A 23588-nucleotide genomic window follows, 5' to 3' on the forward strand; every position below is an offset into this window, starting at 1 on the left:
TGTACTGAAATACTGAATATGAATTAACGTTTGTCGAGGCGCTTGGCGATGCGCGTGCCGGCGAACTGGATGGTTTGCACCAGCACGATCAGGATGGCCACGGTGACGACCATGATGTCCGTCTCGAAGCGGTAGTAGCCGTAGCGGATGGCCAGGTCGCCGATGCCGCCGCCGCCCACCACGCCGGCCACGGCCGAATACGACAGGAAGCTGATCGACAGCACGGTCAGGGCCAGCACCAGGCCGGAGCGCGCTTCCACCAGCAGCACGCGGAAAATGATCTGCATTTCCGACGCGCCCATGGCGTGCGCCGCCTCGATCACGCCGCGCGGCACTTCGCGCAGGTTCTGTTCCACCAGGCGCGCCAGGTAGGGAATGGCGGCGAACGACAGGGGCACGGCAGCTGCCAGCGGGCCGATCGAGGTGCCCGCGATGATGCGTGTAAACGGCGTCAGGGCGACCAGCAAGATAATGAACGGGAAGCTGCGCACGGTATTCACCAGCCAGCCGAGGATCATCGACAACGGACGGTTTTCCAGCGACTGGCCTTCCGAGACGAGGAACAGCACAATGCCCAGCGGGCCGCCGATCAGGATGGCGGCACTCAATCCGATGCCCAGCATGGTCATTGTCTGGCCCAGCGCCACCGAGATTTCCGGCAGCAGGTTGACGACGTTATTGATCGATTCTTCAAACATGTGTTGCATCCTTCCATGCGGTGGCTTCAAACGCCTCGGTGCCGTAATACGCCAGCTCGCGTCCCAGCGCCGTCTTGCGTGGGGTGGCCGTGTCGCTCAAATCGAATTGTTCGGCGATGGCGCCGTTTTCCACGACGGCGACGCGGTTGCAGATGGCGCCCAGCACCGACAGCTCATGGCTGACGATGACGATGGTCACGCCAAGGCGCGCGTTGATGTCGCGCAGGGTGTCGAGCAGGGCGCGCGTGGTTTCCGCGTCCAGCGCGGACGTCGGCTCGTCGCACAGCAGCACATCGGGGTGGCTGGCCAGGGCGCGCGCAATCGCCACGCGCTGTTTCTGCCCGCCGGACAATTGCGCCGGATAGCTGTGCAGCTTGTCGGACAGGCCCACCAGGGCCAGGCACTCCTCGACCCGGGCGGCGATCTGCTCGCCCTTGGTCGTGCCATGGATTTTCAAGGGGAAGGCGACGTTGTCGAAGACGCTGGCGTTTTGCAGCAGGTTGAATTGCTGGAAAATCATGCCGATGTTCTGGCGCGCGTCGCGCAATTCGCTCTTGCCCAGGCGGGTCAGTTCGCGCCCGGCCACGGTAATGGTGCCGCTGTCGGGACGCTCCAGCAGGTTAATCAGGCGCAGCAAGGTGGATTTGCCGGCGCCGCTCTTGCCGATCAGGCCGAAAATATCACCGGGATAGACTTCCAGCGTGACCGATTTGACCGCGTGGAATTGTTCGCCCTTGGGCAGCGCGAAGGTCTTGTTCGCGCCATCGATGCGAATCACCGGCGTACGGTGTGGTGTGGTCATGCAGTGTTTCCTTTTTTATTGGACCGTGACAGGCTTGCTTGCAGGGGCCAAATCGCCCGGCCTGCTACGTCGGTTGCGTAGTATACCTCCGATCGTGTTATTACTCCTACGACAGAATCTTGCTTTGAATATGCAAATAATGTCTATGCGCCGGTTTTCAAGTTGAAAAAGCGGGAAATCAGCGCTCTTGCCGAATTTAATCGCGTGGACTGGCGCAGCGAAGCCACTTCTTGGTGAAAAGTTCGACGCGCCCTGCGCGGGCATCGCGGTGCTTTTATGTGTGGTTCGGCTGACTTGGTGTTTTTTTGACGTGGGCGGGGCCGTTTATTGCCTGCCATTGTCCTCTTCGTGGGCAGATTCTGCTCCGCTGGCGGCAGGGCCTTCGGGACGGCGCAACAGGTAGACGAGGACGGCGATTTCCATGGCGCCCACCATGGCGATGACCCACCACGGCGGATGGCCCAGGCACATGGCGACAAAGCCGATGGCCATGCCCAGGCAAGCCATGGCCTTGCCGCGCCGCGAGACGGCGCGGTGTTCGCGCCACTGGCGCAGCGGCGGGCCGAAGCGTGGATGCTGCAGCAACCAGTGCTCGAGGCGCGGCGAGGCGCGGCTGAAGCAGGCCAGGGCGAGGATCAGGAAAATCGTCGTTGGCATGACGGGCAGCATGGCGCCGATGAGCCCCAGCAGCACCATCAGGGCGCCGGCGGCGGTCCAAGCCCAGCGGCGCAGGCGCGCGCCGTGCGCTTCGCGCAGTGGGATCCGGGCGTGCGTCTCCCGCATCAGGCGAAGGCGCCGGTGCTCAAGCCCTGGCTGCGGAGCGGGGAGGCGGCAGGATGGGCGTTCAAGGTGCGCATATCGTGGCGGGTGTGGTGGGTGGCCGTCATGTTTTTCTGCTCTGGGTTCTGCTCTGTTTTCGGCTCTATTATGGATGAATCAAGGTGACGCTGCATGCGTGCCAAGGCCGCGATGATAACCACCCTGCATAATAATAACAAGAATCATTCTCATTTGATGCATACTGTGGCGCCGGATAACGCTGGATATTTTGGGCAATGCAGACAATAATCGGCAGCAGAAGGCGCTGTCATGGACATCATCGTTGTTATTATCGATTTTATCGATGCTAACTAGGTATATTTTGCGTTTTACATCGATCTTCATGCCATGCATAATCTGTTGTAACTGAAGCCAGACAATCAGCCGCAGCGCTTCCCGCCTGCAGCTGCTTGCGGTTTTGACATCCTCCACTTTCTATCAGGAATCTACAATGAAAAAACTGCTCGCTTTTATCGCCGCCGCCGGCTTCTCGCTGTCCGCCGTTGCCGCGCCTGAAGTCTATGTCATCGATGGCAGCCACACTTTCCCCCGTTTCGAGTACACCCACATGGGCTTCTCGACGCAGCAAAGCCGTTTCAATAACACCACCGGCAAGGTCACGCTGGACCGCGCCGCCAAGACGGGTGCCGTCGAAGTGCTGATCGACACCAAGTCCGTCGATACGGGTTCGACCCTGTTCAACTCGCACATCCAGGGTGAAGACTTCCTCGACACGGCCAAGTACCCGGTCGCCACCTACAAATCGACCAAGTTCAATTTCGACGGCGACAAGCTGGCCTCCGTGGAAGGCAACCTGACCCTGAAAGGCGTGACCAAGCCAGTGACACTGACCGTCACCTCGTTCGCCTGCGCACCGCACCCGATGCTGAAGAAAGACGCCTGCGGCGCCAACGCCACGGCCAAGATCAAGCGCTCGGAATTCAACGCCGGCAAATATGCGCCAGCTGTCAGCGATGATGTCACTTTGACTTTCGCCATCGAAGCGATCAAGCAATAAACTGCTGGGGTCAGTCACTGCGTGATTGGAATGTTCCCCCATTGGGTAACATTCCCCCGGCGGGTCTGACCCCACATTTTCGCTGCAACGTAAAATGGCGGTGGACTTCGGTCCGCCGCCATTTTTTATCATTGGTAGGTCGGATTAGTGCGGCAAAGCCGCACGTAATCCGACATGAGCCGGCATGCAAGACGATCACGCCAGGTGATGCACCTCCTGCTGTCCATACACGGGCGTGTTCAAACCTTCCATGCGCGCCTTCAACTGCAGCGACAGGTACTGCGAATAGTGGCGCGACTGGTGCAGGTTACCGCCGTGGAACCACAGCGCTTGCTGCTGCGTGGGCTTCCACATATTGCGCTGTTCTCCCTCCCACGGGCCCGGGTCCTTCGTCGTGGCCGAACCCAGTCCCCACACCTTGCCCACTTTATTCGCCACTTCGGGCGAGATCAGGTCGGCCGCCCAGCCATTCATGGAGCCGTAGCCGGTGGCGTACACCACCAGGTCGGCCGGCAGTTCCGTGCCGTCGGACAGCACGATGGAATGGCTTTTCAGCTCCTGCACGCCGACGCCGCTTTTCAGCTTGATCTTGCCGTCGGCGACCAGCTCGGAAGCGCCCACATCGATGTAGTAGCCGGAGCCGCGGCGCAGGTATTTCATGAACAGGCCGGAATCGTCGTCGCCGAAGTCGAGCATGAAACCCCGTTCTTCCAGGCGCGCATAAAAGTCCGCATCGCGCTCGCGGATGGCCTTGAAGACGGGTTTCTGGAAGTCAGCCAGGATTTTATAGGGGATCGAGGCGAACGTCAGGTCGGCCTTGTTTGTGGTCATGCCGGCCGCCAGCGCCCGTTCCGAATACAGGTCGCCCAAGGCCAGGTCCATCAAGGAATCGGACTTGACGATGTGCGTCGACGAGCGCTGCACCATGGTCACGTCCACGCCCGCTTCCCACAGGGCGGCGCAGATATCGTGCGCGGAATTGTTCGCGCCGACCACCACCACCTTCTTGCCCACATACGCGTCCGGCCCCGGATGCTGCGACGAGTGCTGCTGCTCGCCCTGGAACACGTCCATGCCCTTGAACTTCGGCATGTTCGCCTTACCCGACATGCCCGTGGCCAGCACCAGCTGTTTCGGCTTCAGGGTGACGGGCTGGCCGTCGCGCAGCACTTGCACCGTCCACTCGCCGCTGGCTGCGTCGAAGCTGGCCGACTCGCATGACGTCGAACCCCAGTAGTTCAGCTCCATCACCTTGGTGTACATTTCCAGCCAGTCGCCGACCTTGTCCTTCGGCGTGAAGACGGGCCAGTTGTCGGGGAACGGGATATACGGCATGTGGTCGTACCAGACGGGGTCGTGCAGGCACAAGGACTTGTAGCGCTTGCGCCAGCTGTCGCCCGGGCGCGCGTTTTTCTCGATGATGATGGTGGGGACGTTCAGCTGGCGCAGCCGCGCGCCGAGCGCGATGCCGCCCTGGCCGCCGCCGATGATGACGCAGTAGGGCTGGCGCGCGTAGCCCAGTTCCGTCGCTTCCTGCTCGCGCTGTTCCAGCCAGCTGCTGCGGTCCGTGCGCGCGCCGTGTTCCGCGCCCATGGGCCGCCGGCCGCCCTTGGCTTCTTCAAAACCCTTCAATTCGCTCATGGTGGTGAGCAGGGTCCAGATTTTGCCGTCGCGGATGCGGATGAAGCCCACGCCGCGCGCCACGTTCGTTTCCACCGTGATCCAGCTTTGCAGCACGCCACCGGCTTCCACTGCATGTTCGCCGTCGGCGATGCGGATGGAAACGGGCTGCACGGCGCCCAGCTGGGCGGCCAGCATGGCGGCGATCTGCTCGCGGCCTTCCAGGGTTTTCAAGTTCCAGGTAAACAGCACCAGGTCGCGCCAGTAGCCGTCTGGTTCGAACAGCTGTGCGGCGCCCGTGCTGTCACTGGTGCGAAGACAGCCTTCGAGCTGCTCCAGGATGCTGGCCACGGCCAGGTCGTGCGGGTTGCTATCGGTTTGCATCGTGTCTCCTCCAAGTCTGCTGACTTTATGATGGGATGCGGCTGTGTTGCCGCTGACGATGTTGTAACACTGGCGTTCTGGCCCCGCATCCTGCAGCGCAGCATGGCTGCTATTGAGACGGAAGTCTCAGCTTTTTCTGTTGCTTACTGCCGGTGCGGCGCCACGATTTTCAAGTGCTTGAGGCGGCGGTACAAGGTGGCGCGCGAGACGCCCAGCATGGCGGCCGCCTGCAGCGGATGCCATTTGGCGGCGTTCATGGCGTGGACGATGCGCGTGCGCTCGGCCAGCTCCGGCGGCGTGTATTCCGGTACGCCGTCCGCGACGGGCGCCTCGCGTGTGGCGCGCAGGCGCGCGCTGGCCTGGCGCAGCGGTGCGCGCACGCGGACGTGCAGCCAGGTGCTGCCGCCGGTCAGGCGCAGCGACAGCAGATTGTGTCCCGCGCGCGCATCGAACAGCCGCTCGGCGCGCACTTCCAGCACCTCGGCTATGGGGCGTGGCAGGGTGTCGAGACCCCCGATGACGTCGCGCGCGCAGCCGTTGGCGGCGATGACGTTGCCATGTTCGTCGATGGCGAGCAGCATCTCCGGCTGCACTTCCACGAAGTGGCGGTTGCGGTGTGCCAGCAGGATGCAGCAATGGCTGTAGGACTTGAGAAAGAAGCCATCCTCGATCAGGGTCGCGCCCTGGCGCACCAGCTGTTTCACCAGGCGCTGGCTGTCGCGCGCGTCGGGCGAGTTCAGTGCCGAGGCATCGAGCACGCCGATCAAGTCGCCGTGCGGCGAAAAAATCGGCGCGGCGCTGCAGGTCAGGCCCGTGAACGCGGCGCGAAAATGGTCGCTCTTGTGCACGGTGATGGCTTCCTGGTCGAGCAGCACGGAGGCGATGCCGCACGTGCCTTCCTCTTCTTCCGACCAGCACGAACCCGGATACAGGCCCGCCTTCTTGAAGTCCTTGCGCTGGTCCGTGTCGACCACGTAGTCGATCGTCACGCCGCGCGCATTGGCCAGGATGACGCAATAGCCCGCTTCGCGCACCATGGCGTGCAGGCGTGGCAGGCACTGTCCCGTGGAACGCAGAAAGCCTTCCTCGGATTGCTGGATGGCGCGCAGTTCGGCGCCCGTCAGGATGCGCGGCCCCGTGGTGGAGGCGGGGTCGAGCCGGTAGTCGTCCAGCGAGCGCCGGTACGACGAGGCCAGCCTGGCCGTGTCGGCGCCAGGATTGACGATACGGCCGGCGATCAGGTCGCGCACGCGGTCGATATGGCTGGTCTGGCGGACGTAGGGCATGGCGCTCTCCAGTGTCTCTGATGCTGGTGTTTGGATTGTTTTCCGTTTGTAGCACGAAGTGCCGGGCCGCGCATCCTGCGTTGCAGCATGGCGCACGCGTGAGACGATCGTCTCAGCGCGTGGCCCGCACAATAGAATGCTTTACAACAATAAAAAAGAGCATCTCTGATAACATCGGCTCAAATTGACAGTCGGTTATCGCAAGGGATATCTATGGCAATGCAAGCGATGTTCCTGATACGCAGAGCGATGGTGCTGGCCTTGCTGGGAGCGAGCGCCGCCTGCGGCGCCGCCGGCCAGCTCGATCCCGATGGCCAGAGCAACATGGAAAAAGAGGTGGCGCGGCGCGCCGCCGTAGAACCGGCCATAGTCGCCAGCTGGCACATGACGCGTTCCGTGGAAGCGGGCGTGCAGGTGGCCGGCGAGAGCAATCTGTTCTGGAAGCTGTCGAATACGCCGGCGCGCAATCCCGACTTCGATTTCAAACCCTACTGGTACGAGTTCTATGTCAAGCCGGCGCTCGGCTTCAAACGCAATTTCGGCGACGGCAGGCAGCTGTATGCACGCGTGTCCGCCGTCGGCTCGGGCACCTTGCGCCACGACCCGTTTGGTGCGGGCGACACGGGCCGCATCTCGATCGAGGAATTCGTCGCCGGCATCCGCATGCCGATCGGCGGCACGCGCGCGATGCTCGACCTGTCTGCCGGCGCGCAGAATTTCACGCTGGGCACGGGCATGCTGATCGCCAATGGCGGCTCGAACGGCTTTGACCGCGGCGCGCTGAAGCTCGGCCCGCGCAAGGCCTTCCAGAATTCCGTGGTGGCCAAAATAAGCCAGGATGCGTTCAGCGCCCAGGCGTTTTATCTCGACCCGAATGAAAACCCCGACAACGATAGCGGCACGCGCGTCGTCGGCGTGGATGTCAGCTACGCGCCCGCGAACGACCGCAAGGCCGGCATCGCGTACGGCAAGGTACCGCGTTCGCATGCCGCGTATCCGCAGGCGGCGCCGGGAGGCATCGGCGCACCGCTGGCCGTGCCCGATGGCCGCAAGGATCTGCAGTTCGTGTATGGCTATGCGCGCGTTCCCGTGCTGCCCACGCTGTTGTCGAAAGGCTGGTTCGGCGTCGATGCGGCGCGCGAATGGAATACGCGCGAGCCGATGCGGGGCTGGGGCTGGCGTACGGAAGGGGGCTTTTCGCTGCCCGACGTGGCGTGGACGCCGAAGTTCACCCTTGGCTACCAGAGTTTTTCCGGCGACGATCCGCACACGGCGCGCAACGAGCGCTTCGACCCGCTGTTCTTCGAAGGCACGCCGGGTGCCTGGGCTTCAGGCAGCAAGGCGACCTGGGTTTTCGTGAATGCCAACGTGAACGCGCTGCAGGCCACCATCGAGCTGCACCCGACGCCGAAAGATACCGTGACCGCCTACCTGGCTCAGGTGCGGGCCAACCAGATGGGCAGCCCGCTGCAGTTCGGCCAGGCCACGCGCCTCGACGTGCCGGGCGACGCCCCCGTGGTGATCGCCGGCGTGCTGCGCCCGATGCTGGCCAACGATGTCTTCGTCAAGTATGTGCGCGTGGTGAACCCGAATACCTATCTGACCCTGGGTTTCAGCGCATCGTTCGCACAGTCGGGCGTCAACCAGTTGGTGAATGGCCAGGCCAAAACGTGGACGGGCTGGCTGGCGAATATCGTGTGGGTTTATTAAATATACTGTTTATCAAGGAGAGCATCGCATGAACGATTTTTCCAGCATGAAACGCCTGGCCCTGGCCGCCGCCTGCCTGGCGCTGGCCGCCGGTGCCCACGCGGCGGAGACGACCAAGGGGGCTGCCACCCCGCTGTCAGCGGCCGCCAGCGATCCGGCTGCATTGCAATGGATGGTGGGCGCGCCGCCGCCGGCCGATAAAATCATCCGCTTCGACGATGGCAGCTATTTCAATTTCCCGCAGCTGCGCTGGAGCGTGTCGCACTTCCGCCAGCTGATGCCGACGGTGGACGTCGCGCGCGGCTTGAAGGCGCCCGTGCCATTGAAACGCGCGCTGCGCAAGGATATCGACAGCCTGCGCTTCACGCCCCTGGGCGCGAAGGAAACGATGACCTGGGAGCAGTCGCTGGGCGCCAACTACACGGACGGCATCGTGGTGCTGCACCGGGGCCGCATCGTGTATGAGCGTTACTTTGGCGTGCTGAAGGAAGGCGGCCAGCATGGCGCCATGTCGGTAACCAAATCCGTGATGGGCACCATCGGCGCGGCGCTGGTGGCCGAAGGCAAGCTCGATGCGGACAAAAAAGTGGCCGAGTATGTGCCGGAGCTGGCCAAGTCGGCGTTTGGCGACGCCACCGTGCGCCAGGTGCTCGACATGACCACGGGCCTGAAATTCAGCGAAGATTACGCCGACCCGAAAGCGGAAGTGTGGCAGCACGCGGCGGCCGGCAGCCCGCTGCCCAAGCCGAAGGATTACACGGGGCCGCGCAGCTATTTCGAGTACCTGCAAACGGTGCAGCACGAAGGCCGGCATGGCGAGGCGTTTGGCTACCGCACGGTCAACTCCGACGTGCTGGGCTGGATCATCGCCCGTGTCACGGGGCAGAACGTCAACGAATATCTGTCCGAGCGCGTCTGGCAAAAGCTGGGCGCCGAGCAGGATGCCTACATGACGGTCGATTCGACGGGCACGCCGTTTGCCGGCGGCGGCTTGAATGCGGGCTTGCGCGACCTGGCCCGCTTCGGCGAAATGCTGCGCAACGATGGCCGCTACAATGGCCAGCAGATTGTGCCCAAGGCGGCCGTCGACGATATCCGTCGCGGCGGCGACAAGCAGCTGTTCGCCAAGGGCGGCTACGATTTGCTCAAGGGCTGGAGCTACCGCGACATGTGGTGGGTCACGCATAACGACCATGGCGCTTACATGGCGCGCGGCGTGTACGGCCAGCGCATCTATGTCGATCCGAAGGCGGAAATGGTGATCGTGCGTTTTGCGTCGACGCCGACGGCGGCCAATGCGGCCAACGATCCGACCACCACGCCGGCCTTCGAAGCGCTGGGCAAGCTGTTGCTGGCCAAACCGAAATAGGCTGCCAGCCGTGCGGCGGGCTGGGCACAACTGGAATACACTGTCCTTTCGTCATTAATTGTTGCCTGAATAGTAATTCACGCACCGCACGCAAGGGAAGCACACTGTGGAAACCAGTCCGCCAGATCAACCGCGCCCGCCGCTCTGGCGGCGCCTGCTGTGGCCGGTCGCCCAGCTGGGCTCGGCCTTCAAGCTGACGGGCACGCATCTGCTGCACCACGTGATCGGCGCCAGCCTGATCGCCGCGCTGATGCTGGTGCTGGAAGGTTTTCACGTGCTCGAATGGCTCGATGCGGCCATGCTGCGCGCCAGCGCGGAACAGGGGCAGCTGCTGGAGCGGGACAAGGACCCGGGCGCCGCCTACCGGCCCGGCATCATCGAAATCGACCAGCCCGCGTTCGAACAGGTCTTCGACGAGCGCGAACCGCTGGAGCGTTCACGCCTGGAGCAATTGATTGCGAGTGTCGCCGCGCGCGGCAGCAAGGTGCTTGCCATCGACCTCGACCTGGCGCCTGCCGTGTATGAACAGCACAAGGCGGGCGAGCGGCCGCTGGACAGCCTGCTCGACCAGCTGGCCGCCGATGGCCGGCAACTGGTGCTGATCCTGCCCGAACAATCGGACCGGAATGCGAACCTGCCGTGGATACGCGCGCGCTGCGCCGCCGGCATCCACTTTGCCAGCCCGCAGATCCGCGAACGCATGGGCGCCGTCACGCGCATTGAGCTGAAAAGCCCCGTGCTGGCAGCCGTGGCCTTCGAACTGGCGCATGGCGCCGATGAGCAGGAGCAGAAGCAGCCCATGCCGGCCGTCTTGTCCGAGCAAAAGGAAGTGCTGGCGCTGGCCGGCCGCGTGTGCCAGCTGGCCCGGCGCACAGGCAGCGAAAAGGAATTGGCCCGCTGGGCGTTCGAACCCGTCATCCACGGCGACGCGAAGGATGCGGCCGAACAGAACGCCGTCACCGCGCCGTTTCACCCTGCCGCCGTGGCGCCGCAATTTCTGAACCCCACGCGCACGCGCGTCAAACTGGTCGATGGCCAGGCCGGCGTGGCGGCCGACGCACTGCGCAAGAACGTCGTGTACATCGGCAGCACCTATGACGTGCGCGACCGCTATACGACGGCCGAAGGCGAACAGGCCGGCCTGCACCTGCACGCGGCCGCTCACACGTCGCTGGGCATCGGCACGGCCGACGTCAACAAATATGCGGTGTTCGTGGCCGACATCGTTATCGGCGTGCTGCTGGGTTGCCTGTTCGGCGGCTTGTGGACCCTGTACGGCCGCGCCGAACTGGCCATCGACACGCGCATGGAAGACCACGATTTCAGCCGCTTGCACCGCCTGGGTACCCTGTTCGAATTCTATGGCATCCGCCTGATGCTGGCGCTGGTGTGGGCCTCGCCGTTCGTCATCGGCGCGCTGGCCATCTACTTGTCGCGCGGCTTGCTGGAGCAGGGCTGGTGGGTCAACCCCGGCCCCCTGATCGCCGGCATGTTCCTGCACGCGATGTCGCTGCGCGACGAAGCCCGCCACCCGCACGAAGAAGTGCCGGGCCTGTCCGTGTGGGCCCAGCTGCGCCGCACGCATCCCGGCATCGTGCTGGTGCAGGCGCCGCTGGCGGTGGTGCTGTTGATCATCGCCGTGATTTAGCGCAGGGCGGCGTGCCGCAATGGCCTGGGTATGGCTGGCCGATAGTTTGCCGCGGTATTGCGGCGCGCGCAGCGAAGGGTAGGTCGGATCAGGCCGCAGGCCGTCATCCGACAACATTGTTGGCGATGCCTGTCGGATGACGCTACGCTAATCCGACCTACGTGACCCATGGTTTCAGCCGATCAGTTTCAAGCCCGGCGGCAGCGCCTCGCCCAGCATGCGGCGGGTAACAGCTTCGTCCAGCTGCGTCACTTCGCTGACCATCGCCTGCCACAGGGGCGGGGCACCGACGGCTTTCAGGCGGGCCAGGATGGTGGCGCGCAAGTCGTCGGCGATGTCGCGCGAGCGGTCGCCCGTCATGCGCGCCAGGTGGGTGGCGGCAAACGCCGCCGGCTCCACTTTTTTCCAGTCCAGCGCCAGCAGCATCGTGAGCCATTCGGCCACGGTGGCGCTGTCGACCACTTCGTGCGCGCTGCCGTGGAAGGGCTGGCGCGCGCCGACCCTGGCCAGCGCCCACAGGGTATTCGTATCCGCTGCTTCGCCCTTTTTATCAGCCTTCTGCAGACGCTTGATCAGCCAGGCGCCCACTTCCGCCTTGTAGGCGCCGGGGATGCGCTCGAGTGAGGCGCCCAGGCGCAGCATGTCGTCGTCGCTGCCGTCGACCAGGGTGACGGGGCGGCTGCCGCGCTGGGCCGCATCGGCTTGCAGGTTGAAGGCGAAGTCGTCGAGCAGGCGCAGTTGCTGCTGCGTGCTCAAGCCGCCGGCAACCCTGCGCCACAGGGTCCACCATTCGGCGCACACCTGGTTGTCCTTGTGGTGCTGGATGCCCGTGTCGAACAGGGCCCACAGTTGCTCGATGCGCCACGGGTCGAGCGCGTCGCCATAGCCGGGACGCAAACAGTAGCCGGCCAGGTTCAGCCAGACACGCTCATGTTCGGCGGAGCGGCGCCGTCCACGCGCGCGTTGTAGCAAGGCGTCGAACAGCTGTCGCAGCAGCGGCGTCTCCCAGCTTTCGCGTCCGCCCAGCCCCCGCTCCAGGTGCTGGCGCAACTGGCGCACTTCTTTGGTGTCGACCTTTTGCGCCTTGCCGCCGAAGATGCGCTCGATTTTTTCGATGGCTTCCTTCACGCGCGGCGAGGCAGTGGACGTTACGGCATGGTTTTCCTCTTCGCCCCGTAACTGGAATTCCAGCAGCCAGCGCTGGCCGGCATCGGCTTCGGCCACACAATGCACTTCCAAAGTCCCTACCTCGGTCATGACTGTCGCCAGTTGCACGGTGATTTCGCGCTTGTCGCCGGCATCCTGTTTATCGTGCAGCACGCTGGCCAGCGGCGGCAGCCGCAGGTATTCGCCGGCATCCAGGTCGACGATCTCGCCCAGCTTGGGCGGCGTGCCCGCCTCAAAGAGGGAAGTGGCCAGGTGGAAGCGCACGGGCCGGCCCAGGCGCAGCGCGAACAGGCGCTCCGTCAGGCGGATTTCCTCGCCGCTGGCGCTGCCACGGGGCAGGATACAGACGGCACGGTTGTCTTTGCCCGCCTCGCCCAGCACGAGAAAATAGCTGCGCGGCGAGCCGCCGCCGATGCGCGGCGCCTGGCCACGTCGGGCCAGCGCGTAGGCAACGGCACCACGCGCCACGGCCACGTCGGGATTATCGTTGTGCAGGATGGTAAGGGGCTGACCCCTCCAGTGTTCCAGGGTGGCGGCCAGGCGGCGCGCCAGCGCGTCGGCGCGGAACACGCCGCCATTCAGCAGCAGGGTGTCGGGCAGTGCGCCCTGATGTTGTTGTAAAAAGCTGGCCAGGTGGCGCGTGATGGCCGCGTCCTGCGCATACGGCAAGCCGAATTCGACGATGCCGGCGCGGCCTTTTTTCGCCGTATCGCCCAGTTCCACCTTGGGGAAGAAGCCGTCGACCACCAGGGCCGCCACTTCCTCGCGCGTGACGTCGGCGGAACGGCGGCCACCGATCAGGCGCGAGCCGGCGCCCAGCAGAGTGACGCTGGCCTTGTCTGGTGCGTCGCTGGAGAGCAGCAGTTCCTTGGCGGCGCGGCAGCGCTCCATCAGCTGCGACAATCGCGCGGCGGACAGCTTCATGCCACCTTCGACGCTTGCCGCCATGCGCGTTTCCACCAGGTGGGCCAGCGCCAGGTCCATATTGTCGCCGCCGAGTATCAAATGGTTGCCCACGCTGCTGCGTGTGAGCTGGGGTGCGCCATCGTCATCGAAGGCGACGTCGATCAGGCTGAAATCGGTGGTGCCGCCGCCCACGTCGCAGACTAGAATGCGGCGCGTATTGGCCAGGTCGGCGCGCAAGGTGGCGCGCCTGCGCTGCAGGTAATCATAAAAGGCCGCCTGCGGCTCTTCCACCAGGCGCAGCGAATTTGCACCCGGCAAGCCCGCCAGGCGCGCCGCCTCCAGTGTGAGTGCGCGCGCACCCTCGTCGAACGAGGCGGGGATGGTCAGCACCAGTTCCTGCTCTTCGAGCGGAGCCTGCGGGAAGCGGTGATTCCAGGCGGCGCGCACATACGCGAGGTAGCTGGCGCTGGCCGCCACGGGCGACACCTTGGCCACGTCGGCGTCGGCACCCCATGGCAAAATCGGCGCCTGGCGGTCCACGTTCGCATGCGATAGCCAGCTCTTCGCGCTGGTGACCAGCCGGCCTGGCACCTGCGCGCCGAGCTGGCGCGCCAGGGCGCCCAGCACGGGGTGTTCCGCGCTGGTGACATCGTCCTGTGGCCACGGCAGCTGCAAGTCGCCTGCCGCCAGTTCGCCGGCGGCAGGATGGTAGCGCAAGGACGGCAGCAGGGGGCGTGCGCCCACTTCGCCGGGAGCGAGCAGCTGCTCGATGGCGAACAGCTGTATGCCTGCCTGCGCATCGGCCGCATTGGTATAGGCCACCACCGTGTTGGTGGTGCCCAGGTCGATGCCGACCAGCCAGGCCGGCTTGCCCACAGCGCTAGCCACGTTTATTGCTGCGGCGTGCCGCGCACGTCGAATTCCACTTTCCAGCGCTCGGCGCCGTCAGGGGAAACGGCCAGCAGCTCCAGGGTGCCCGCTTCCGTCACGCGTGCGTGCAATTTCACTTGCACCACGTCGCCAGCCGAGCGGCCTTCGGCCGATAACGTCGCCTGGATTTCGCTCAGTTCCTGCAATTCATCGGGACCCCAGAAGTCCAGCAAGTCGCCGATCTGGTCGTTGCGCCGCGTGGACGAGGCGAAGAAGCGGAAGTGCACAGGTTCGCCCACCACCAGGCCGAATTGCTGGCCCGGCAATTCCAGTTCGCTGCCTTCTTCCATGCCGAACGGCGCCACGCACAGGGCCTGGATCGGCGGTTCCATGCCGGGAATGGCGGGCATGGCCGATTCGATGGCCACATAGAAGGCGCTGGCCGTGCCGCCGCGGATGCGCACGCCATGGCCGCGCCGCACGTAGCTGTAGTAGGCGGCGCCGCGCGCGACGGCCAGGTCCAGGTCGGCCCCGGCCAGCATGCGTGCCGGTTCCGCGCCTTCCAGGTACAGCCAGTCGTTGACGGTCGCCATGATGCGCTGCACCAGCAAGTCGGACTTGAAGACGCCGCCGTTGAACAGCACGGCCGTCGGATGCAAGAAGCTGGCATCTTGCGACTGGCGGCCGGCAAAGCCTTCCAGTTCGCTGGTGGCCGCCACTTGCCGGCCCAGGAAGGCGGCCAGGTGGCGCGTGATGGCCGCGTCCTGCGCATACGGCAAGCCCAGTTGCGTCAGGCCGGCGCGCGTGCGCACGGCAGGGCGGCTCGATGCTTCCACCTGCGGGAAGAAGCCGTCGAGAATGAAGGTGGACACTTCGGCGCGCGTCAGTTCCGTGCGGATGGAGCCGCCGATCAGTTTCGAGCCGCGGCTCGGCACGACGATCGGTGCCACATCGAGGCCGCTGTCGGCCAGCAGGCTTTCCTTGGCGCTGCGGCAGCCGTAAGTGAGTGCGCGCATTTGCCAGGCGTCGAGTTGGGTGCCGTTGGCGGCCAGCTTGCGTGCCACCAGGTGGGCCAGCGCCAGGTCCATATTGTCGCCACCGAGCAGGATGTGTTCACCGACGGCCACGCGGTGCGGTTCCAGCACGCCGTCGCGCTCCAGCACGGCGATCAGCGAAAAGTCGCTGGTGCCGCCGCCCACGTCGACGACTAAAATGATGTCGCCCGGCTTGACTTCCTTGCGCCAGCGTCCTTCGCTGGTCTGGATCCAGCTGTACAGGGCCGCTTGCGGCTCTTCCAGCAAGGTGAGCGAAGTGTAGCCGGCCGCCTGCGCCGCTTCCATCGTCAGCTCGCGCGCGGCCGGATCGAACGAGGCGGGGATGGTGACGGTGATTTCCTGCTCGGCGAACGGCGCTTGTGGGTGGGCGTTGTCCCAGGCCTGGCGCAAGTGCGTCAGGTAGCGCGTGGCGGCCGTGATCGGTGAAATGCGTGCGACTTCGGCCGGCGCGTCGTTCGGCAAAATCGCCGCGCGGCGGTCCACGCCCGGGTGGCACAGCCAGCTTTTCGCACTGGAGACCAGACGGATGGGCGTGGTGGCGCCACGGCTGCGGGCCATTTCGCCAACGACGAACGGCGCTTCGGCTTCCTCGGTGACCCAGGGCAGGGCCAGGTCGCCCGCCGCCACTTCATCGGCGTGCGGCAGATACACGAACGATGGCAGCAGTGACAATTCTTCTACCGTGCCCGGCGCCGACAGCTGCGGCACTTTCAGCACGCCGTGGCTGGACTTTTCGCCGTCGCTCTCGACCAGGTTCACATACGACAGGGCGCTGTGGGTGGTACCCAGGTCGATGCCGATGGCGTAGCGCGGGGTAGGGTTGATCGTGTCGCTCACAGTTCCACCTCGGCCGGTGCCAGGATGGCGGCGTCGTGCTGCTCGCTCAGTTTCGGCAGGCGCACGCTCGAAGCGCGCCAGCCGCGGTGGCTGAGGGTGCCCGTGAATGGCGCCGAGCCGACCACGTTGCCCGTCAGGCGTACTTGCGCGGAATCAAACCCTTCCTGCAGGACGATGCGGCTGCCCTCGGCTTCCTGGCGCACGGCCTCGATGGTGAAATACTCGCGCATGACCTTGGCGCAGCCTTCGTGCACCACGCGGGCGGCCGCGCCGATGTCGGCATCGGCATGGCTGCCCAGGTTTTCCTGGGTGAAGTCGATCAGGCGCGCTTCGCGTTGCAGCAGGGCCAGCAATTGCAGGGCGGCGTCCGGCGTGGCTTCTTTTAATATGACGGGCGCGGCGGCCGGCGTCGGCGCGGGGGCTGGCGCAGGAGCAGGGGCCACCGGCGCCACTTCGGGCAAGGACAGTTTTTCCACGCGGGCCGCATAGGCGGCGTCCGACAGGGTGCTGAAGAAGGCGCCAAAAGCCAGCGGGACGCGGCGCCAGAACGATGGGTGGGACGATGGTGTGCTCATAGGAACTCATTTCTCTGATCTGTAGGGTGGCGTCGGCGGCGCGCCGGGTGGCGTGGCCGCTTCGCAGGGTAGTGCAGGTGCCGGGCCCGTCGTACATATCGGGCCGGCTGCGTTTGCCCGCATGATACCAGCTACCGGGCCGCCGCCAAAGCCGCCGGCCCCGGCGCAGCCAGCCTGACGCATGGATTTTCTTTGTTCCTGCGCAAGGAAACGCTCGATTTCGTGCCGTTTCGACTAGAATCGCGCATTATCTTTTTGCATGATCTTGATGCCATGGTTACCGACTTTTCCCCCGACTTTTCCATCTATCTGGCCAGCAGCACGTATATCGACAGCGAGCATCCGGCCGTGCGCGCCAGGGCGGCCGCACTGGCAGCCGGCGCGGTGGGCGACGCCGCCATCGCGGCCCGCTGCTTTGCCTTCGTGCGCGACGAGATTGCCCACAGCTGGGATTACCAGCGCAATCCCGTTACCTGCCGCGCTTCCGACGTCTTGCAGCATGGCACGGGTTACTGTTATGCAAAGAGCCATTTGCTGGCCGCGCTGCTGCGCGCCAACGGCATTCCTGCCGGCCTGTGCTACCAGCGCCTGGCCGTGGGCGAAGTGGGGCCGCCGTTCTGCCTGCACGGCTTGAACGCCGTGTATCTGCAAGAGTTTGGCTGGTACCGCATCGATGCGCGCGGCAACAAGCCCGGCGTCGCTGCCGCCTTCACGCCACCGCAGGAACAGCTGGCTTTTCCCGTGCTGGCGCCCGAGGAACGCGATTTACCGGAAATCTGGCCGGCACCGCTGCCGCAGGTGGTGGCGTCCCTGACCGGTTACGCCACGGTGCAGGATGTGGCGGCGCATTTGCCCGATGTTGAGATGTTGCCGGTTCGAAAATAATTCAAAGAAAGAAATCATGAAAAAAGTGTATATCAGCTTGATCGGCCTGTTGCTGCTGGCCGGTTGCGGCAGCAAGGGCGAGAGCGCGGGCCAGTCCAGCGCTGCGCGTCTCGATGGCAAGGAAAAGGGCAGCGAGTTTCTTGCCTATGAACACAATGTCAGCGTCGATACGAATGAGGCGCAAGTACGGCCCCTGTATGAAAAAGTGGTCGCCGCCTGCAAGGCCGACACGGAAAACGGCTGCCTGCTGCTCGATTCCAGCATCGACGGCGGCCGCTATGTGCACGCGCGTATCAGCATGCGCGCCAAGCCGGCCGGCATCAAAAAGCTCGTCGCGCTGGTCGCGGCCGGCGGCGACGTCACCAGCCAGGGCACCAAGGTGGAAGACCTGGGGCGTCCCGTGCTCGACAGCAAGAAACGCCTGGAAATGCTCAAGCAGTACCAGGCGCAATTGCAGGACCTGGAAAAGCGCTCGGGCGCGAACGTCGATGCCTTGATCAAGGTGACCAAGGAACTGGCCACCGTGCAAGTGGAACTGGAGCAGGCGACGGCGGCCAATGCGCTGTTGATGCAGCGCATCGACACGGACTTGCTGAACGTGGCCATCAGCGCCGAAGGCAAGCAATCGTTCTGGCGTCCCGTCAAGCGGGCGCTGGGCAATTTCACGGAAAACCTGTCGGAAGGCGTGGCCAACGCCATCACGGCCATGGCGTATATCCTGCCATGGCTGATCGCGTTCGTGCTGCTGTTCCCGTTGGGCCGCAAGGGCTGGCGCCGCCTGAGAGGAACACCGCGCAATGATTAAAGCGCAAGGATAGCCGCGTCCGGCGCACCGTTTTACGGCAATTTGAAACCTGGCTGCACAGTCCTTGTGCAGCCAGGTTTTTTTTCGTGCGGCGCTGGTCGCGTGCACCATGGCGGACGCCTGCCGGCGCTGGCATGCATTCTGCTTTAACAACATCGTAGGCCCAGTCCGTCCCCTCACGAATCATTCACAGGAGTCCCCATGTCACGACGCATCATCCTGAAAGCGGCCGCCGCCGGCGCACTGGCCCTGGCCACGTCCACTTACATGCAGGCAGCCTTGGCCGCCGATACCATCAAGGTGGGCATCTTGCACTCCCTGTCGGGCACCATGGCCATTTCCGAAACGTCGCTCAAGGATGTGGCGCTGATGACGATCGCCGAGATCAATGCCAAGGGTGGCGTGCTGGGCAAGAAGCTGGAAGCCGTGGTGGTCGATCCCGCATCGAACTGGCCCCTGTTTGCGGAAAAAGCGCGCCAGTTGGTGGCGCAAGATAAAGTGGCCGTGGTGTTCGGCTGCTGGACGTCCGTGTCGCGCAAATCGGTGTTACCCGTGTTCAAGGAACTCAACAGCCTGCTGTTTTACCCGGTGCAATACGAGGGCGAGGAGCTGGAAAAGAATGTGTTTTATACGGGCGCCGCACCGAACCAGCAGGCGATCCCGGCGGTGGAATACCTGATGAGCAAGGATGGCGGCGGCGCCAAGCGTTTCGTGCTGCTGGGCACGGACTATGTGTATCCGCGCACTACCAACAAGATCTTGCGCGCCTTCCTGAAAAGCAAAGGGGTCAAGGATAGCGACATCAGCGAGGTCTACACGCCGTTCGGCCACGCCGACTATCAAACCATCGTCGCCAATATCAAGAAGTTTTCCACGGGCGGCAAGACGGCCGTCATTTCCACCATCAATGGCGATTCCAACGTGCCGTTCTACAAGGAACTGGGCAATGCGGGCTTGAAAGCCACGGACGTGCCCGTCGTCGCGTTTTCCGTGGGCGAGGAAGAGCTGCGCGGCATCGATACCAAGCCGCTGCTCGGTCACCTAGCGGCCTGGAATTATTTTGAATCCGTCAAGAATCCCGTGAATACGGCTTTCATCAAGCAGTGGAAGGCGTATGCGGTGGCGCAAAAGTTGCCGAACGCGGGTTCCGTCGTGACGAACGACCCCATGGAAGCGACGTATGTGGGCATCCACATGTGGGCGCAAGCCGTGGAAAAGGCCAAGTCGACGGAGACGGACAAGGTGATCGCCGCCATGGCTGGCCAGAGCGTCAAAGCGCCTTCGGGCTTCACCCTCACCATGGATGCGACGAATCACCACCTGCACAAGCCCGTGATGATCGGCGAGATCAAGGCCGATGGGCAATTCAATGTCGTGTGGAAAACCAAGGAACCGATCCGCGCCCAGCCGTGGAGCCCGTTTATCAAGGGCAATGAGGGCAAGCAGAAGTTGTAAAGAGCTTGCGCGTCGAATCGTCATCGCAACCCCAGGCAAAGAGCTGGGGGCAGACCCGCCGGGTCTGACCCCTGTCCTTGTCTTTGGGGGAAGGATACTTATCAAGACATCGGCTTTACTACATGGAATCCATGCGCATGCAGCTCCTCCCCAAACTGCTGGTCCTCGCCTGCCTGTTGCTATCCTCGCTGGCGCAGGCCGCCATCCCTCCAGAATTGCTCAAGCCGCTATCCGGCGATGACCCCGATGCCAGAGTTGCGGCCGTCGCCCGGATCGCCGCCCTGGCCACGCCCGAGGCCGCCCGCGTATTGCAGGCATTGCAGGGCGACGCCTTGTATGCCGCGCCCGATGGCAAGGTGTATGTCGTCGATGGCGAGCAAGCCTACGATCCGGCCACGGGTCAGCTGGGTGCCGTGCCGGACGGCATCGACGGCGTGATGGTCAACAACCGCTTGCGCGCGGCCGTGGCGGGCGCCTTGTCGGGCTTGCAGTTGCTGGCGCCGGAACGCAGCGCCCGGTTGGCGGCCGCGCAAGCCTTGCAAAAGGCGGTCGATCCCGCGCAAATCCCCCTGATCCGCACGGCGCTGGCACGGGAAAACGATGCTGACATCAAACAGATCTTGCAAGTGTTGATCGCCAGCGCCAACCTGCATGCGCCGGACGCGGCCACGCGCAAGGCCGCCGTGCAGGACCTGGCCGGCAGCAGCGATGCGCGCTTGTTGCCCGTGCTGCAAGCCATGCTGGATAAAGGGCCAGACGGCAAGGCCGGCGAGCCGGACGAGTCCGTGCAGCTGGCCGCCATCGAGACCATGCGCCAGATCAAGGGACGAGTGTCGCGCATGGAATTTGCCGGCAATGTGTTCTACGGCATTTCGCTGGGCAGCGTGCTGCTGCTGGCCGCGCTGGGCCTGGCCATCACCTTCGGCTTGATGGGCATCATCAACATGGCGCATGGCGAATTGCTGATGATAGGCGCTTACACGACGTATCTGTGCCAGCTGTTTTTCCGCAGTTACTTGCCGGCCATGCAGGACTGGTATTTGCTGGCCGCCTTGCCTGCCGCTTTCTTCGTCGCCGGCCTGGTGGGCGTGGCACTGGAACGCACGGTGATCCGCTGGCTATACGGGCGGCCGCTGGAAACCCTGCTGGCCACCTGGGGCATCAGCCTGATCCTGATGCAGACGGTGCGTACGATCTTCGGTGCGCAAAACGTGGAAGTGGCGAACCCGGCCTGGATGTCGGGCGGCGTCAGCGTGCTGGGCGGCCTCGTGCTGCCGTACAACCGGCTGGCCATCATCGGCTTTGCCGTCATCGTCGTGGTGGCCGTGTGGCTGATCCTGAACAAGACACGGCTGGGCCTGTTCGTGCGGGCCGTCACGCAAAACCGCCGCATGGCCGATTGCGTGGGCGTGGCCACGGGCAAGGTCGACATGCTGACTTTCGGCCTCGGTTCCGGCATCGCGGGACTGGGCGGCGTAGCGCTGTCGCAGCTGGGCAATGTGGGGCCGGACCTGGGCCAAAGCTATATCGTCGACTCCTTCATGGTGGTGGTGCTGGGCGGCGTGGGCCAGCTGGCCGGCACCGTGATCGCCGCGCTGGGCCTGGGCGAAGTGAACAAATTCCTCGAACCGGTGGCGGGTGCCGTGCTGGCGAAGATCGCCATTCTCGTGTTCATCATCATCTTTATCCAGCGCCGGCCGCAGGGCCTGTTTGCCATGAAGGGACGCAGCGTCGAATGACTACCTCCTATCCGATAAAGCAGGGCCTGTTTACGCGGCCCGTCTGGCTGGCCATTGCCGCATGCACGCTGCTGGCGGCACTGTTGCCGATTTTTAATCTGGTGTTTGCCGAAGGGCATGCGCTGCACGTGTCCGCCTATACGGTGGCGCTGGTGGGCAAGTTCATGTGCTACGCGCTGGCCGCGCTGGCGCTGGACCTCGTCTGGGGCTACACGGGCATCCTGTCCCTGGGCCACGGCGTGTTCTTTGCGCTGGGCGCGTATGCGCACGGCATGTATCTGATGCGCGCCATCGGCGACCAGGGCCAGTACCACAGCAGCTTGCCCGACTTCATGGTCTTTCTCGACTGGAAAACTTACCCGTGGTACTGGGCATTTACCGAACATTTCTGGTATTGCATGGCGCTCGTCGTGCTGGTGCCGGGCGTGCTGGCTTTTGTCTTTGGTTACTTTGCGTTTCGCTCGCGCATCAAGGGCGTGTATTTTTCCATCATCACGCAAGCGATGACGTATGCCTTCATGCTCTTGTTCTTCCGCAATGACACCGGCTTTGGCGGCAACAACGGTTTCACGGATTTCAAGACCATCCTCGGCCATAGCGTCACGGCGCCTGCTACCCGGGCCGTGCTGTTCCTGCTGACCCTGGCCTTCCTGCTGGCGGCGCTGGTGGGCGCGCGCGCCATCGTCCGCTCGAAATTGGGCCGGGTGCTGCAGGGCGTGCGCGACAGCGAGGCGCGGCTGATGTTTCTTGGCTATAACCCGCTATGGTTCAAGCTGTTCGTCTGGACTTTATCCGCCGTGCTGTGCGGCATCGCCGGTGCTCTGTACGTGCCGCAGGTGGGCATCATCAATCCGTCCGAAATGTCGCCCGCCAACTCCATCGAAATGGTCGTGTGGGTGGCCGTGGGCGGACGCGGCACCTTGATTGGTCCCATCCTGGGCGCGTTCACCGTGAATGGCTTGAAGAGCTGGTTCACGGCTGCCTTGCCGGAGCTGTGGCTGTTCGCGCTGGGCCTGCTGTTCATCGTCGTCACCCTGTTCATGCAGCAAGGCATGCTGGGCGTGTTGAGCAAGCTCAAACGCAAGCCCGTCGTGGCAGAGGAGGCCGCATGAGCATCCGCATGTTGCCCGGCATGGCCAGCGCCGAAGCTGGCCCCACGTATTCGCGCGTGAAAGGCGAGGGCGTCGATACGACGCATGGCGCCATTTTGTATCTGGAAGACATCAGCGTGTCGTTCGACGGCTTCAAGGCGATTAACAAGCTGAGCCTGGATATTTCCGTGGGCGAGTTGCGCTGCATCATCGGCCCTAACGGGGCGGGCAAGACGACGATGATGGACGTCATTACGGGCAAGACGCGGCCCACGTCCGGCACGGCCTGGTTCGGCCAGACCATGAATCTGGCCACGATGACGGAAGCGCAAATCGCCCACGCGGGCATCGGCCGCAAGTTCCAGCGCCCCACCGTGTTCGAGCAGCACACGGTCTTCGATAACCTGGAACTGGCCATGAAGATGGACAAGCGCGTGGCGCCCACCCTGTTTGCGCGCCTCACGTCGGAGCAGGAGGGCAAGATCGAAGCCATATTGCGTTTGATACGCCTTAATGGTCACGAGGCGCGGCCGGCGGGCTTGCTGTCGCACGGGCAAAAGCAGTGGCTGGAAATCGGCATGCTCTTGATGCAGGAGCCGCAGCTGATCCTGCTGGACGAACCGGTGGCCGGCATGTCGGACGCGGAAACGGCGCGCACGGCGGAGTTGCTCAATGAATTGCGCGGCAAGCATTCGATCATGGTAGTCGAACACGACATGGGTTTCGTCACGGACATTGCCCAGCAAGGCATCGTCACCGTGCTGCATGAAGGTGCCCTGCTGGCGCAGGGCCGCATGGACGAAGTGCAAGCCGACGAGCGGGTCATCGAAGTCTATCTGGGGAGGTAAC

19 protein-coding genes are annotated in these 23588 nt (G+C 64.0%); 10 read left to right on the forward strand and 9 right to left on the reverse strand.

The annotated features are described in order from the left end of the window. Positions 1-23 precede the first annotated feature (23 nt). The 4 genes from ACP7EG_RS03930 to ACP7EG_RS03945 all read right to left on the reverse strand — a co-directional run bounded on the left by ACP7EG_RS03930 (position 24) and on the right by ACP7EG_RS03945 (position 2751). Complete coding sequence (locus ACP7EG_RS03930) at positions 24-698, reverse strand: methionine ABC transporter permease (protein WP_071076516.1); 675 nt, start codon at positions 696-698, stop codon at positions 24-26. Further along, positions 691-1500: a methionine ABC transporter ATP-binding protein gene (locus tag ACP7EG_RS03935; protein WP_070222288.1), complete on the reverse strand. Its 810-nt coding sequence runs from the start codon at positions 1498-1500 to the stop codon at positions 691-693. Before ACP7EG_RS03935 ends, ACP7EG_RS03930 begins: the two co-directional genes overlap by 8 nt. 324 nt (positions 1501-1824) lie before the next feature. Further along, complete coding sequence (locus ACP7EG_RS03940) at positions 1825-2283, reverse strand: YbaN family protein (protein WP_426086494.1); 459 nt, start codon at positions 2281-2283, stop codon at positions 1825-1827. A gap of 153 nt (positions 2284-2436) precedes the next feature. Next, positions 2437-2751, reverse strand: a complete 315-nt coding sequence (locus tag ACP7EG_RS03945; RefSeq protein WP_426086495.1) for a hypothetical protein — start codon at positions 2749-2751, stop codon at positions 2437-2439. 19 nt (positions 2752-2770) lie between these two features. On the opposite strand from ACP7EG_RS03945, the gene ACP7EG_RS03950 reads away from it, so the two are divergent. After that, the gene (locus tag ACP7EG_RS03950; protein ID WP_100873620.1) at positions 2771-3337 is read left to right on the forward strand and encodes a YceI family protein; all 567 of its coding nucleotides are present in this window, start codon (positions 2771-2773) and stop codon (positions 3335-3337) included. A 195-nt stretch (positions 3338-3532) separates the two neighbouring features. Here the strand turns inward: ACP7EG_RS03950 and ACP7EG_RS03955 are convergent, their stop codons facing one another. Together ACP7EG_RS03955 and ACP7EG_RS03960 are read right to left on the reverse strand one after the other, a co-directional pair. Further along, positions 3533-5341 (reverse strand): NAD(P)-binding domain-containing protein, encoded by a 1809-nt coding sequence (locus ACP7EG_RS03955; RefSeq protein WP_426086496.1) that lies wholly within the window; start codon positions 5339-5341, stop codon positions 3533-3535. 143 nt (positions 5342-5484) lie between these two features. Next, on the reverse strand, positions 5485-6627 hold the full coding sequence (locus ACP7EG_RS03960; protein WP_426086497.1) for a GAF domain-containing protein: 1143 nt from the start codon (positions 6625-6627) through the stop codon (positions 5485-5487). 213 nt (positions 6628-6840) lie between these two features. On the opposite strand from ACP7EG_RS03960, the gene ACP7EG_RS03965 reads away from it, so the two are divergent. The 3 genes from ACP7EG_RS03965 to ACP7EG_RS03975 all read left to right on the forward strand — a co-directional run bounded on the left by ACP7EG_RS03965 (position 6841) and on the right by ACP7EG_RS03975 (position 11354). After that, positions 6841-8337, forward strand: a complete 1497-nt coding sequence (locus ACP7EG_RS03965) for an alginate export family protein (RefSeq protein ID WP_426086498.1) — start codon at positions 6841-6843, stop codon at positions 8335-8337. Between the two features lie 172 nt (positions 8338-8509). Beyond that, entirely contained in the window at positions 8510-9706 is a 1197-nt protein-coding gene (locus tag ACP7EG_RS03970) for a serine hydrolase domain-containing protein (RefSeq protein ID WP_426087130.1), read from the forward strand. A 106-nt stretch (positions 9707-9812) separates the two neighbouring features. Next, on the forward strand, positions 9813-11354 hold the full coding sequence (locus tag ACP7EG_RS03975; protein WP_426086499.1) for a CHASE2 domain-containing protein: 1542 nt from the start codon (positions 9813-9815) through the stop codon (positions 11352-11354). 174 nt (positions 11355-11528) lie between these two features. Here ACP7EG_RS03975 and ACP7EG_RS03980 read toward each other — a convergent pair whose 3' ends face one another. Genes ACP7EG_RS03980 through ACP7EG_RS03990 form a run of 3 tightly spaced genes read right to left on the reverse strand, consistent with a single transcriptional unit; the run spans position 11529 to position 16764 of the window. Beyond that, positions 11529-14315, reverse strand: coding sequence for an Hsp70 family protein (locus ACP7EG_RS03980; protein WP_426086500.1), 2787 nt, complete (start codon positions 14313-14315; stop codon positions 11529-11531). Between the two features lie 2 nt (positions 14316-14317). Continuing rightward, complete coding sequence (locus tag ACP7EG_RS03985) at positions 14318-16189, reverse strand: Hsp70 family protein (protein WP_426086501.1); 1872 nt, start codon at positions 16187-16189, stop codon at positions 14318-14320. Further along, on the reverse strand, positions 16186-16764 hold the full coding sequence (locus ACP7EG_RS03990) for a DUF2760 domain-containing protein (protein WP_426086502.1): 579 nt from the start codon (positions 16762-16764) through the stop codon (positions 16186-16188). The genes ACP7EG_RS03985 and ACP7EG_RS03990 overlap by 4 nt, the downstream gene beginning before the upstream one ends. 273 nt (positions 16765-17037) lie before the next feature. On the opposite strand from ACP7EG_RS03990, the gene ACP7EG_RS03995 reads away from it, so the two are divergent. The 6 genes from ACP7EG_RS03995 (at position 17038) to urtD (ending at position 23587) form a co-directional block, all read left to right on the forward strand. Further along, a complete protein-coding gene (locus ACP7EG_RS03995; protein WP_426086503.1) occupies positions 17038-17649 on the forward strand; it encodes a transglutaminase-like domain-containing protein in 612 nt (203 codons plus the stop codon). Positions 17650-17665: 16 nt separating this feature from the next. Continuing rightward, entirely contained in the window at positions 17666-18454 is a 789-nt protein-coding gene (locus ACP7EG_RS04000; RefSeq protein WP_426086504.1) for a DUF4349 domain-containing protein, read from the forward strand. A 201-nt stretch (positions 18455-18655) separates the two neighbouring features. Next, positions 18656-19909 carry an urea ABC transporter substrate-binding protein gene (gene urtA, locus ACP7EG_RS04005; protein WP_426086505.1) on the forward strand — a complete coding sequence of 418 codons (1254 nt, stop codon included), beginning with the start codon at positions 18656-18658 and terminating at the stop codon, positions 19907-19909. 137 nt (positions 19910-20046) lie between these two features. Next, a complete protein-coding gene (gene urtB / locus ACP7EG_RS04010; protein WP_426086506.1) occupies positions 20047-21648 on the forward strand; it encodes an urea ABC transporter permease subunit UrtB in 1602 nt (533 codons plus the stop codon). Continuing rightward, positions 21645-22760, forward strand: a complete 1116-nt coding sequence (gene urtC / locus ACP7EG_RS04015) for an urea ABC transporter permease subunit UrtC (RefSeq protein WP_426086507.1) — start codon at positions 21645-21647, stop codon at positions 22758-22760. Before urtB ends, urtC begins: the two co-directional genes overlap by 4 nt. Continuing rightward, on the forward strand, positions 22757-23587 hold the full coding sequence (gene urtD, locus ACP7EG_RS04020; RefSeq protein ID WP_426086508.1) for an urea ABC transporter ATP-binding protein UrtD: 831 nt from the start codon (positions 22757-22759) through the stop codon (positions 23585-23587). The genes urtC and urtD overlap by 4 nt, the downstream gene beginning before the upstream one ends. Position 23588: the final 1 nt, after the last annotated feature.

This window comes from Janthinobacterium sp. PSPC1-1, from assembly GCF_049897625.1.
Taxonomy (GTDB): Bacteria; Pseudomonadota; Gammaproteobacteria; order Burkholderiales; family Burkholderiaceae_D; genus Janthinobacterium; species Janthinobacterium tructae.